Below are 11,569 nucleotides of genomic sequence, written 5' to 3'. Positions count from 1 at the left end.
ACGCATGACCCAGTACGACCTGATTCTGGCCGGGGCCGGCCATGCCCACCTTGGTGTGTTGCGCCGCTGGGCGTTGGTGGAGCGCCCGCCAGGCCGTATCGCCTTGCTCAGCCCGGGCCCGGAAGCCTGGTACGCCGGCATGCTGCCGGGGCTGATCAGTGGCCGTTTCAGCCCGGCAGATTGCCGCGTGGAGCTGCAGCCACTGTGCCGCGCGGCCAAGGTAGACCTGATCGAGGGCGAGATCGCTGCGCTCGATGCCGATGCGCGCATCCTGCAACTCGGCGATGGTCGTAGCCTGCAGAGCGAGTGGTTGTCGCTCAACGTCGGTGCCGGTATGGCCATTCCTCCGCAGCAGGGCGATGGCATGCAGGTGCTGGCTGCCAGACCCATCGAGCGGCTGCTCGAAGGCTGGCAGCAGTGGCAGGCCGAGCCACGCCGCATGGCGATTCTCGGTGGTGGCGCTGGTGGGGTGGAACTGGCCCTGGCGCTGGCCGACAAGGTGCCGGCGCTGGCGCTGTTCTGTGGCGGATCGTTGCTCGACGGGCTGGCCCCCGGGCTGCGCCTGCGCGCGCTGGGGCACTTGCGCCAGCGCGGCGTGCAGGTGCGCGAGCATTGCCCAATCGGCCGCATCGAAGACGACTGGCTGCTCAGCGGCGATGAACCGGTGTGGCGTGGACGGCGCCTGTTGCTGGCCAGTGGTGCACGCCCATGGCCATGGCTGACGGCGAGCCAACTGGCCAGCGACGCCGCCGGCTTCATCGCCATTCGTCCGACCCTGCAGTGCGAGTCCCACGCGCAGATATTCGCCGTCGGCGATAGCGCCAGCCTCGATGGTATGCGCCGCAGCGGCCGTTTCGCGGTGCGCCAGGCACCGGTACTGAGCTTCAATTTGCAGGCCGCGCTTCAGGGGCGTCCGTTACGTCCATATCGCGCGCAGTGGCAGAGTCTGGCTCTGCTCGCCACTGGCGACGGCGGAGCGCTGCTCGGGTGGCACGACTGGAGTGCAGGCGGGCAGCTGTACGGTCATTGCAAGGACTGGCTGGACCGGCGTTTCGTGAAACGCCATCGCATGGTGGGGTAGCCGGCCATGGAAGCCGAGGGGCATTGCTCTTGCCGCCGTTCGCTAATGTCGCACGGTTAGGCGTCGATACAGTGGATGGACACCTGGCAAAGGTTGCGCTGGCGGCGTGTTCTATCAGCCTACCACGGGCCTGACCGTCTAAATTCATGGCAGTGTGCTACCAAAGTTTTATGGTGCTGGTGCTTCCAAGCTGCTCGAATCCCGGTCATGGTGCCCGGTCTGCATACGCTGATTTTCCGTCGGGCCTGTCGTACACGTAGCCTGCTGCCCAGGTTGCGTGGGATATTCAAGGAGAGAACCCGCCGTGACCCCGTCCGCCTACAGCGCCTCGCCGCGCACCAGAACAAGAACTCTGAGGTCGGTCATGCAAGCTGCCTTTGTCCGTTCACCTGTTGCCTGTCTTCTCCACGCCCTGGGGCTGGCTGCTTTGATGCTGGTCTACCAGCAGGTGCAGCTACCGCCCTATGTCAGCGTGTTGTCTTTCCTGCTGCTGGCGCTGTGGCCCTGGCTGGGACCATGGCAGCGCCGCGACGACGGTTCGCCTGCCACGGAGCAGGTCGCCAGCGCTGACTTCGTCGAGCTCAGCCGCGGGCTGTCGCGCCATACCTGTCACAACGCGCTGTCAGCAGCCAAGGTGGCCCATGCGGTCAAGCACCTGGCCGGACGCCTGCAATCGCAACTGACGGCGGTGCAGCAGGTCAGCCAGGCCGCCGAGGCCATCACCCACACCGAGCAGGACAGCGCCGCTCGTGCCGAGCACACCTTGAGTGCGGCCCGCCATGTGCGTGATGCCAGCGCTAACGGTCAGGCCGAACTCAATCAGGCCATCGAACGCATGCAGCAACTCAGCGCGCAGACCCTGGCCAGCCGTGAGCTGATCGACGGTCTCGGCAGCCGTACCGAACAGATCGAACAGGTCACCCAGGTGATCCAGTCCATCGCCAGCCAGACCAACCTGCTGGCACTCAATGCGGCCATCGAGGCCGCGCGCGCCGGTGAGATGGGCCGGGGCTTTGCCGTGGTCGCCGACGAGGTGCGCAACCTCGCTGCGCGCACCGCCAGTGCCACCGAGGAAGTCAGCCAGATGATCGCCGACATTCGCCAGCAGAGCACGGCGGTGGTTGCGCATATCCAGCGTCAGAGCGTCGAGCTGGAGCTGGCGGCGCAGCAGATCGAGACGGCCGGCAGCCGCCTGCACGGTATTGCCGACCAGGCCGAGGAAGTCGAGCAGCAGGTGGCGCAGATCAGCGCCGGCACGGCGGACAACCACCAGCGTCTGGCCAGCCTGTCGGCTGCTGCGCTGCAATTGCAGGACGACGTGCAGGGCAGCGAAGGGCAGACGCGGCAACTGGCCGATGCTGCCGAACAGTTGGTCGGCCAGGCCGAGACGGTCAGCGAGCAGCTCGCCGAAGTGGGCCTGGATGATTACCACCAGCGCGCCTTTGACCTGGCCCGTGAAGGCGCCGCTGCCATCGCGGCGCAGTTCGAGCAGGACCTGCAGGCCGGTCGCATCGGCCTCGACGACCTGTTCGATCGTCGTTACCAGCCGATCGCCGGCACCCAGCCTCAGAAGTACCGCACGCGCTTTGATCAGTATGCCGATCAGGTGCTGCCGGCGTTGCAGGAGCCCTTGCTCAAGCGCCATGAAGGGCTGGTTTTCGCCATCTCCACCACTCCGGAAGGCTATGTGCCGACCCATAACACCGCGTTCAACCATCCGCCCAGCGGCGACCCGGCGGTGGACGCGACCCGCAGCCGTGGCAAACGCCTGTTCAACGACCGCACCGGCATCCGCTGCGGCAGCCACAAGCAGGCGCTGCTGCTGCAGACCTACATGCGCGATACCGGCGAGCTGATGCACGACTTATCAGTGCCGATCATGGTGCTGGGCAAGCATTGGGGCGGTTTGCGTCTGGGCTATCGGCCGGAGCCGTAGGGCTCGCGCCGCGATCTATCGTGCAATGAAGGCCGGTGCGCACGGCGCACCCTACGGGGCGGTGTCGGTTAGTCGGTGAATTGTTTAGCTGGCGCATAACCAAACGTATGAAAAACCCGATTTAACGCACCTCAAACCCTGTGCGACGCTGCCAAACCATGATCTCCCTGGCCTGCCAAGTCCATGTTCCGCTGTACCGCGCTCCCGCGCGGCGGCGCTTGTTGGAGCGGTTAAACCCGCTGCTGACGATCATTCTCGCCTTCTGGGCGCTGTGGCATTGCCGCCACGCCCGCCCGCCGGACGCCGTCCCCGCCCGCTGAATACCGATGGCTGCGCCATGCCCGCAGCCGCTGCTATCACCTTGTCTGCCTGTGCAACCTGTTCACGAATCGAACGGGCCGTGCGGACACCGAGCGCCGAACTGGCGCAAGCGAGCGCAACATGACGACTTTCGCCACCGTGCAGGAAGCTCAGGACTTCCTGACGAACAATCCCGATATCGAGCTGATCGAGCTATTCATTCTCGACGCCAATGGCGTGCCGCGCGGCAAGCTGCTGCACCGCGAGGAATTGCTGGCGCTGTACCAGAGCGGCCGGCCGCTGCCGAGCACCATGCTCGGCCTGTCCATCCAGGGCGAGGATGTCGAGGACTCCGGCCTGGTCTGGGAGGTGGGCGATATCGATTGCCGCGCCTATCCGCTGCCCGGCAGCCTGGTTCGCCTGCCCTGGCGGCAGATGCCCACCGCCGCCGTGCAGGTGTCGATGCACCCGACTGAAGGCCTGCCGGCCACGCCGGCTGATCCACGTCAGTTGCTGATCCGCGTGATCGAGCAGCTCGAAGCCGAGGGGTATTACCCGGTGATGGCCTGCGAGCTGGAGTTCTATCTGCTCGACCAGAAGCGTGATGCCGAGGGGCGCCCACAGCCGGCGCTGGACGCCGACGGTGGCCGTCCACGGCAGACCCAGGTCTACGGCCTGCGCGAACTGGAACAGATCGAACCCTTCCTGCGCGACCTCTATGCCGCCTGCAAGGCGCAGGGCATTCCCGCGCGCACGGCGATTTCCGAATACGCCCCCGGCCAGGTGGAGATCACCCTGGAGCACGGCCCGGTGCTGGCGGCGATGGATCAGGCGGTACGCTACAAGCGCCTGGTCAAGGGTGTGGCGCACCGTCATGGCATGCAGGCCTGCTTCATGGCCAAGCCGTTCGACCACCTGGCCGGCACCGGCATGCATATGCATGTGAGCCTGGCCGACGCGCAGGGCAATAACCTGTTCGCCAGTGAGGATCCGGCAGGTACGCCGCTGCTGCGCGAGTCAGTGGGCGGCATGCTAGCCAGCCTGCTCGACTCGCTGCTGCTGTTCTGCCCCAACGCCAACTCCTACCGACGTTTCCAGGCCAACAGCTATGCGCCGCTGGCGCCGACCTGGGGTGTGGACAACCGCACCGTCAGCCTGCGCGTGCCGGGCGGGCCCGCCAATACCCGGCATGTCGAGCATCGTATCTGTGGCGCCGATGCCAACCCTTATCTGGCGGCTGCGGCGATCCTCGCCGGGATTCACCGTGGCATTCGTGACCACCTCGATCCCGGTGCGCCGATCGAAGGTAACGGTTATGCCCAGGCCACGGAGTACCTGCCGACCCAGTGGTCGGCGGCGATCCAGGCGCTGGAGCGCTCCAGCTGGGCGCGTGATGCCTTTGGTGCCGAATTCCTCAAGGTCTTTCTCGCCGTCAAGCGTGCCGAGTATCGCCAGTTCATGGGTGAAGTCGGTGAGCAGGATTGGCGCTGGTACCTGAGCAACGCCTGACTGAACAGCATCGCGGCTGAAGCGAAGTACCGCCCAGCCGCTCCTACCACGTCGGAATCGTAGGAGCGGCTTCAGCCGCGATCCCAGATTCATCGGTGCAAACGCACCCCAAGGACATGCAATGAACGCGATCAAGCAACCCGTCAAACCCGCCGCCGAACGTGCGCCGTCTTACTACTCGGCCTCGCTCAACTTCGAGAGCGACTACCCGACACTACAGGGCAGTGTGACCGTAGACGTGGCCATCATCGGCGGCGGTTTCACCGGCATCGCCACGGCGGTGGAGCTGGCCGAGCGCGGCCTCAAGGTCGCCGTGGTGGAAACCAACAAGGTCGGCTGGGGCGCCAGCGGGCGCAACGGCGGCCAGGTCACTGGCAGCCTCTCCGGCGACGAGGCCATGCGCAAGCAGATGCGCAACACCCTCGGCGACGAGGTGGACGACTTCATCTGGCACCTGCGCTGGCGCGGCCACGAGATCATCAAGAACCGCGTGGCCAAGTACGGCATCGACTGCGACCTCAAGCACGGTCATCTGCATACGGCGATGAAAGCCAGCCATATGGACGAGCTCAAGGCGACCTACGACGAAGCGCTGCGTCGCGGTATGGGCGCCGATGTCACCCTGCTCGACGCGGCTGGCGTGCGTGCGCAGCTGGGCAGCGAGCTGTACTGCGGTGCGCTGAAGAACACCCGCAACATGCATTTGCACCCGCTCAACCTGTGCCTCGGCGAGGCCAAGGCCGCCGAGAGCCTGGGCGCGCTGATCTTCGAGCACTCCGAAGTGCTGGATATCGTCCACGGGCCGCGCCCGGCGGTGGTCACCAGGGGCGGGCGTATCGAGGCCAAGCAGGTGCTGCTGGCTGGTGACGTCTACCACAAGCTGGAGCGGCGCAAGCTCAAGGGCATGATCTTCCCGGCCATGGGCGGCATCGTCACCACCGCGCCACTGGGCGCCGAGCTGATCGAGGCGATCAACCCGCATGACCTCGCGGTGTACGACTGCCGCTTCGTGCTCGACTATTACCGCCTGACCGGTGACGGCCGCCTGCTGTTCGGGGGCGGCGCCAACTACTCCGGACGCGACTCGCGCGACATCGCCGGTGAACTGCGCCCGTGCATCGAGCGCACCTTCCCACAGCTCAAGGGTGTGCAGATCGACTTCCAGTGGAGCTGCGCCATGGGCATCGTGATGAACCGCATCCCGCAGCTGGGCAAGCTCTCGTCCAACGTCTGGTACTGCCAGGGCTACTCCGGCCACGGCGTGGCCACCACGCACATTATGGGCGAGATCATGGCCAAGGCCATCACCGGCGACCTGGAGCAGTACGACACCTTCGCCGCCTGCAAACACATCAAGGTGCCGCTGGGTGACCAGCTCGGCAACCCGATGCTGGCGGCGGGCATGTGGTACTACCAGATGCTGGAGAAGCTGCGCTGAGTGCCGCAAGCCCTCACCTGTGATGGGTAGTTTTCCTGAGGGCTGGGCGAGAGGTCGTCGAGCTGATTGCTCGGGCTCACGCACGAGCCCGTTTTCAACGCAGCATCACCAAACGCAGGCCCTTTTCGTGCATAGCCTAAGGCGCAGCATTGCGACTGCGAGGCGTAGTGGCGTGGGCCGGCTGCTCTTCGCGTTCGCTGATGAACGTCACCGGCTTCGATCCATCGGCGTTGAGCTGCAGGATGCGCTTGGGCCGGCCCTGTTCGTCGAAGAACACCTGGCCGAGGCCGGCGCTGTTCCACAGGCGTTCACCCGAGCGGCTACGGTCGGGGATCAGCGGGGTGACGCGCATGCGGCGGCGCTTGGTCAGCCAGTTGAGCGGCGACCAGGGCGCGTAGAGCCAGCGATTGAGGCGGTCGAACCAGTCCAGCAGGTCGGCCGGGAATTCGTTCTTGATACCGCTGCTGGTGATCTGCCAGATGGTCGGGCTGGCGCGCCGGTGGCGGATGTTCACGCGGTAGACGAAGGAGTAGTGCACGTCGCCGGAGAGGATGACGAAATCCCTTGGCGTACGCGAATGGCGGAAGATGTTCATCATCACGCTGGCCGCGCCGCGATGGGCCATCCAGTTTTCCGCATCGACCATCAGCGGGTGGCCGGCGAGTGTGAAGAGTTTCTGGATGCCCTCGATCAGTTTCACTCCGAACATGGGCGCTGCTGAAACGATGATGCAGCTGGGGTGATCGAGCAGTGCCTGCTGGAAGTCGCACAGCGCTTCCCAGTCCATCAGCCCCGAGGGTTTCGACAGGTGCCCTTCGCTGCGCCAACGCCGCGTGCGGGTATCCAGTACCAGCAGCGCCGGCGTGCTCGGCAGCACGTAGTGCCACTGTTCGAAATGCAGCAACTGGTCGATCAGCGCATCCTGCGCCTTGGCCTGCAGATGGTCGTCCTGGCGCTGCTCAAGCAGTTCGCGAAAGGCCTGCAGCGGTTCCTCGAACACGTCCGGGTTGTTGCCCCAGCCCTGGCACAGCAGGTAGGCAAGCAGGGCGTTGCCGATGATGCGCTTGGAGAACGGATGGCCATAAGCGGTCTGCTCCCAGCGCGCGGAGAGGTTCCAGTCATCGGTGACGTCGTGGTCGTCGAAGATCATCAATGTCGGCAGGTGGGCGAATACCCGCGCGACCTGGCCGAGATTCCGGCGGAACGCATCGATACGCTCGCGCTCGTTGGCGTAACGCTGCTGTTGTTCTTCATCCAGCGGCGGCTGCTTTTCGCTGATCAGTGTCCAGGGCACCGGCGACCAGACCAGCAGGTACATGGCGATCATCTCGGCGAAGGTCACCAGGTGGTTGTCGGCACTGTTGCTGGTAAAGACCGGCTTTTCCACACCGCCGAAGAACTTGTCGCGCAGGGTCTGGTTGCTCTTCACCGCGGGCAGTAGTTCGGCGCGCTGGTAGTAGCCGACCGGGTTGGCGTAGAGCGCCTGGCTGTCCTCGACCACGGCACCTTCGAGAAATTCGTCGAACAGGCCGAGGCGGGCGATCAGTTGGTGGATGGCGCACAGCAGCGGGCCGGCGACATCGTCGACATAGACCTGGTCGCCGCTCATCAGCAGCAGGGCCGGGCGCTGCTTGGCTTCGGGCTGACTTGCCAGCAGGCGGTCGGCGCAGAGCAGGCCGTCATCGGCAGCGTGGTGCGGCTTGCGGCAGGAGCCATGGAGCAGGTGATCGACACGCGAGCGCAGGACAAAATCGGCATACTCGGCGCCGTCATGCATCAGGTGCGGTGCCCAGTCGCGCATGCCTTGCGGATCATCGTCAGCGACGATCTGCAGGTCATAGGCGATGCGTACGTCTTGCGGCAGGACCTGCGTAAGGGGCAGGTCGATCAGATGCAGCACGGCGTGTCGGCCGAGCGGCAGTTGCTGGCAGTGTTCGTCCAGTGCATGTGTCTGCTGCGTCTGGCCTTCGGGCTGCAGCCACAGTTGCAGGCTCAGCTCGCGACTCGCCACCAGCCACAGTACCAGGCGGCCGGGCTCCAGGCGGCGCAGCAGCGGGCCGGCGAGCACATCGGGCAGCGGAGCGGAGGCATTGTCTGGCATCGGCACGGTACTTCCTGCGGATAAATCAACAGGGGTTGGACAGTGGCAGGACGCCAGCGGTTCAGGAGGCCAGCTGGCGCAGGTGCTCGATGTCGAGAATTTCGATTTCGCCGTAGGTCAGTTGCACCACGCCTTGTGCCTGCAGCTCCTTGAGGATCTGGTTGGTGGTCTGACGTGACAGTGAGAGCATCAGCGCCAGCTGTTCCTGGGCCAGGTGCAGCACCCGGCGAGGTTGGCTGTCACCGTAGTTTTCGGCGATCAGCAGCAGGCGGCGGGCCAGGCGCGGCGCGGCGGGCAGCAGGCTCATGTCTTCCAGGGCGAGGAAGGCCAGGCGCAGCTTGTGGCTCATCAGCAGGGCAAAGTCGCGCCAGTGTTGCGGCTGGCGTTCGAGCAGGGCGAGCAGCTCGGCCTGTGGCAACAGCAGCAGGGTGCTGGCGCTTTCGGTGAAGGCATCGTGGGTGCGCGGCAGGCCATCGAACAGGGAAATCTCGCCGAACCAGTAAGGAGGCTCGACCAGTGTCAGCAGCGCCTCCTTGCCGTTCTCGCTGACTGCGCCGACGCGCACGGCGCCTTCGACCACCGCATACAGCCCGCTGGGTTTGTCGCCACGGCGAAACAGCCGCTGGCCGGCGTCCAGGCGCTGCACCTGGGCCATGTCCAAAAGGCTCTGGCTCAGCGCGGCTGGCAAGGCGGCGAACCAGTGCCCCTGGTTCAGTTGGCTGAGGTAATGGCGGGGATCGGGCATTGCGGCTCCTGTGAGGTTGCGCGGCGGTGTGGCCTTCCCTGCCATTGTCGGCTAGCCGACAGTGCGACGAGCCACGGCGAGGTGATCATGCTCGGGCCCGTTTCACACATGAGGACGATAACAATGAAAACCCTCGTCGATCACCTGGCGCAGTATGCCGCCTACCACCGCGACCGACGCAATATCGCCAGTCATTTCATCGGCATCCCGATGATCGTGTTGGCCGTCGCCGTGCTGCTGTCGCGGCCAGGTTTCGAAATCGCTGGCCTGTGGCTGGCGCCTGCCACGCTGACGGCGCTGGCTGCCGCCGTGTTCTATCTGCGTCTGGATACCCGCTTCGGCCTGCTCATGGCTGTGCTGCTGGGGCTGTGCCTGTGGGCCGGTGCCAGCCTGGCGGTCGCCTCCACGGCTTTGTGGCTGACGGCAGGCATTGGTCTGTTCGTGGTCGGTTGGGTGATCCAGTTCGTCGGCCATTACTACGAAGGGCGCAAGCCGGCGTTCGTCGATGACGTCATGGGACTGATCGTTGGTCCGCTGTTCGTGGCCGCTGAACTGGTTTTCCTGCTCGGCCTGCGCAAGGAAGTCGAACATGCCGTGGTGGAGATCGCCGGCCCGACCTGCATCCGCGAGAAGAAGGCGCTGGCCTGAGCCTGAGCTGCTGCTGTTCGTCGCGGCTAAAGCCCCCCCACGCTCCCTCGGTTTTGTGGGAGGGGCTTTAGCCGCGAGCCTTTCTAGAACATCTCCATCCACTGCGCCGTCATCGAGCGTGCGTGACGATCCACGGTGATGGGGGCGAAGGGACGGCCGGAAACGCTCTGCAGGGTGTTGCTCTGGCTGTTCATGTCGGCCAGCGCGGCGCGCAGGTAACTCCAGCGTGTCTGCAGCTTGCTCACCTGTGGGTCGGATTGGTCCTTGAGTGCCTGCAGTTCACTGTCGATGGCCGGCAGCAGCAGGCGTTCGTCCTGGCCGAGGTAGGTGCCGGGTTGTTCCCGGGCGATCTCGAAGGTGCCCAGGTAGGAGCGGCTGAGGTATTGCACGCTGAGGTACTCGACCTTGGCCGCCAGTTCGCTCTGGCCTTCGGCGCTCGGCAGGGCCCGGGCTGCGCTGAGAAAATCGCGCAGGGCACGGCTTAGGTCTTCGGGGAAGCGCCAGGGCACGTTCTCGTCACCGGGGCCATAGGAAACACCGTTGCGCAATTGGGTAACGAGTGCCTGATGGGCGTTGGTGAGTTCGGCGCTGCCCTGCGGCAGGCTCTGCATGGCACCGGCCAGCGCGGCCAGGTCGGCTTCCAGGCGCTGCTGATGGGTCTTCTGGAAGCCTTCACCACGTAACAGCATCAGGCTACTGGTGGCACGGCTGGCGTGTACCTGAATCTGTTCCTGCGGGCTGACGGCCTCGGCGAAGGCCATTGGCGAGAGCCCGACGAAAAGTCCGAGCGACCAGAGAAAAGCATGACGCAACAGTGCTTTACAGCGCATCCGGGGTGCTCCTTGTTATTGTTTTGAGCAGGTATGCATTGGCAGCGTCAACGACGCAGCGCCAAGACTACTGCGCCAAGCGTAGCGGAGCATGACCCGAAAGAGTGATTTCGTCGGAAATCGCTACCGTTCAGGGGCTTTTATTCAGATTGCGCAGGTACTCGGCGGTGCAGGCGTCGGCGGGGAAGAAGGTCTCCAGTGCCAGCTCGGCCAGGGTCACGTCATTCGGCGTGCCGAACACCGTGATGGTGCTGATCAGACTGAGTACGCCTTGCTCGCTGTGCAGTTGCAGCGGCACCAGTACGGCCTCGCTCGGGGGCGCAGGGACTTCCGCCGGCGCTGGATAGCCGCGCAGCTCATCGAGCAGCGCGAAAAGGGCTTCGTCGCCGCTGATCTCCGCGTCACGTTGCAGGCGCATCAGTAGGTGCGCGCGCCACAGCGCCAGGTTGGCGATGCGCGGGGCCAGGCCTTCAGGGTGTAGCGACAGGCGCATCACATTGAGCGGCGGGCCGAGCAGGAAATCCGGCATGCCGGCGAGAAAGGGGCTGACCGAGGCGTTGGCTGCCAGCAGATTCCACTGTCGGTCGATGGCCAGTGCCGGATAGGGCTCATGGGCCTTGAGCAATTGCTCGATGGCCTGGCGGGCTGGAGCCAGTGCCGGATCGCTCAGCTCGTGCTGGCTGTACAGCGGGGCGAAGCCGGCGGCACTGAGCAGGCGATTGCGCTCGCGCAGGGGGATATCCAACTGCTCGGCCAGGTGCAGCAGCATCTCGCGGCTGGGTTGGGCGCGTCCGGTTTCGACGAAGCTCAGGTGGCGGGTGGATATCTCCGCCTCGCAGGCGAGGTCGAGCTGGCTCAGGCGGCGCCGCTGGCGCCATTGGCGCAACAGGGCGCCGGCGGTCTGGGTAGTGTTCATGGTCAGCACGATAGTTCAGCCAGGTCATGTCGGCCATTACCTGGCAGGTAATCGACGCCCCGCGC

The 11,569-nt window shown here is 65.2% G+C and carries 9 protein-coding genes; 5 read left to right on the top strand and 4 right to left on the bottom strand.

Annotated elements, in window-relative coordinates; all coding sequences use genetic code 11:
- Nucleotides 1-4: 4 nt before the first annotated feature.
- The 4 genes from AAEQ75_RS07435 (at nt 5) to AAEQ75_RS07420 (ending at nt 6,264) form a co-directional block, all read left to right on the top strand.
- Entirely contained in the window at nt 5-1,081 is a 1,077-nt protein-coding gene (locus AAEQ75_RS07435) for an FAD-dependent oxidoreductase (RefSeq protein ID WP_099526704.1), read from the top strand.
- A gap of 364 nt (nt 1,082-1,445) precedes the next feature.
- Nucleotides 1,446-3,017 carry a methyl-accepting chemotaxis protein gene (locus AAEQ75_RS07430; protein ID WP_343351408.1) on the top strand — a complete coding sequence of 524 codons (1,572 nt, stop codon included), beginning with the start codon at nt 1,446-1,448 and terminating at the stop codon, nt 3,015-3,017.
- A gap of 441 nt (nt 3,018-3,458) precedes the next feature.
- On the top strand, nt 3,459-4,826 hold the full coding sequence (locus AAEQ75_RS07425; RefSeq protein WP_179574842.1) for a glutamine synthetase family protein: 1,368 nt from the start codon (nt 3,459-3,461) through the stop codon (nt 4,824-4,826).
- A 121-nt stretch (nt 4,827-4,947) separates the two neighbouring features.
- A complete protein-coding gene (locus AAEQ75_RS07420) occupies nt 4,948-6,264 on the top strand; it encodes an NAD(P)/FAD-dependent oxidoreductase (protein ID WP_343351407.1) in 1,317 nt (438 codons plus the stop codon).
- A 136-nt stretch (nt 6,265-6,400) separates the two neighbouring features.
- On the opposite strand, the gene AAEQ75_RS07415 is transcribed toward AAEQ75_RS07420, so the two are convergent.
- Together AAEQ75_RS07415 and AAEQ75_RS07410 are read right to left on the bottom strand one after the other, a co-directional pair.
- Nucleotides 6,401-8,365 carry an alkaline phosphatase family protein gene (locus tag AAEQ75_RS07415; protein ID WP_343351406.1) on the bottom strand — a complete coding sequence of 655 codons (1,965 nt, stop codon included), beginning with the start codon at nt 8,363-8,365 and terminating at the stop codon, nt 6,401-6,403.
- 61 nt (nt 8,366-8,426) lie between these two features.
- Nucleotides 8,427-9,110 carry a Crp/Fnr family transcriptional regulator gene (locus AAEQ75_RS07410; RefSeq protein WP_343351405.1) on the bottom strand — a complete coding sequence of 228 codons (684 nt, stop codon included), beginning with the start codon at nt 9,108-9,110 and terminating at the stop codon, nt 8,427-8,429.
- A gap of 123 nt (nt 9,111-9,233) precedes the next feature.
- Between AAEQ75_RS07410 and AAEQ75_RS07405 the strand changes: the two genes are divergently transcribed.
- Nucleotides 9,234-9,758, top strand: a complete 525-nt coding sequence (locus AAEQ75_RS07405; RefSeq protein ID WP_343351404.1) for a DUF962 domain-containing protein — start codon at nt 9,234-9,236, stop codon at nt 9,756-9,758.
- An 83-nt stretch (nt 9,759-9,841) separates the two neighbouring features.
- Here AAEQ75_RS07405 and AAEQ75_RS07400 read toward each other — a convergent pair whose 3' ends face one another.
- Both AAEQ75_RS07400 and AAEQ75_RS07395 read right to left on the bottom strand, forming a co-directional pair.
- On the bottom strand, nt 9,842-10,588 hold the full coding sequence (locus tag AAEQ75_RS07400; protein WP_279923001.1) for a hypothetical protein: 747 nt from the start codon (nt 10,586-10,588) through the stop codon (nt 9,842-9,844).
- 130 nt (nt 10,589-10,718) lie between these two features.
- The gene (locus AAEQ75_RS07395) at nt 10,719-11,504 is read right to left on the bottom strand and encodes a helix-turn-helix domain-containing protein (RefSeq protein ID WP_343351402.1); all 786 of its coding nucleotides are present in this window, start codon (nt 11,502-11,504) and stop codon (nt 10,719-10,721) included.
- Nucleotides 11,505-11,569: the final 65 nt, after the last annotated feature.

This window comes from Pseudomonas sediminis, assembly GCF_039555755.1.
GTDB lineage: Bacteria > Pseudomonadota > Gammaproteobacteria > Pseudomonadales > Pseudomonadaceae > Aquipseudomonas > Aquipseudomonas mendocina_D.
The sequence above is the reverse complement of the archived record's forward strand: the minus strand, read 5'-3'. Positions and strand labels throughout refer to the sequence as shown.

Excerpts from the sequence above, each read along its gene's own strand:
- AAEQ75_RS07420 (WP_343351407.1), top strand. The coding sequence starts at position 4,948 with ATGAACGCGATCAAGCAACCCGTCAAACCCGCCGCCGAACGTGCGCCG.
- AAEQ75_RS07400 (WP_279923001.1), bottom strand. The coding sequence starts at position 10,588 with ATGCGCTGTAAAGCACTGTTGCGTCATGCTTTTCTCTGGTCGCTCGGA.
- AAEQ75_RS07410 (WP_343351405.1), bottom strand. The coding sequence starts at position 9,110 with ATGCCCGATCCCCGCCATTACCTCAGCCAACTGAACCAGGGGCACTGG.
- AAEQ75_RS07425 (WP_179574842.1), top strand. The coding sequence starts at position 3,459 with ATGACGACTTTCGCCACCGTGCAGGAAGCTCAGGACTTCCTGACGAAC.
- AAEQ75_RS07430 (WP_343351408.1), top strand. The coding sequence starts at position 1,446 with ATGCAAGCTGCCTTTGTCCGTTCACCTGTTGCCTGTCTTCTCCACGCC.
- AAEQ75_RS07395 (WP_343351402.1), bottom strand. The coding sequence starts at position 11,504 with ATGAACACTACCCAGACCGCCGGCGCCCTGTTGCGCCAATGGCGCCAG.
- AAEQ75_RS07405 (WP_343351404.1), top strand. The coding sequence starts at position 9,234 with ATGAAAACCCTCGTCGATCACCTGGCGCAGTATGCCGCCTACCACCGC.
- AAEQ75_RS07435 (WP_099526704.1), top strand. The coding sequence starts at position 5 with ATGACCCAGTACGACCTGATTCTGGCCGGGGCCGGCCATGCCCACCTT.
- AAEQ75_RS07415 (WP_343351406.1), bottom strand. The coding sequence starts at position 8,365 with ATGCCAGACAATGCCTCCGCTCCGCTGCCCGATGTGCTCGCCGGCCCG.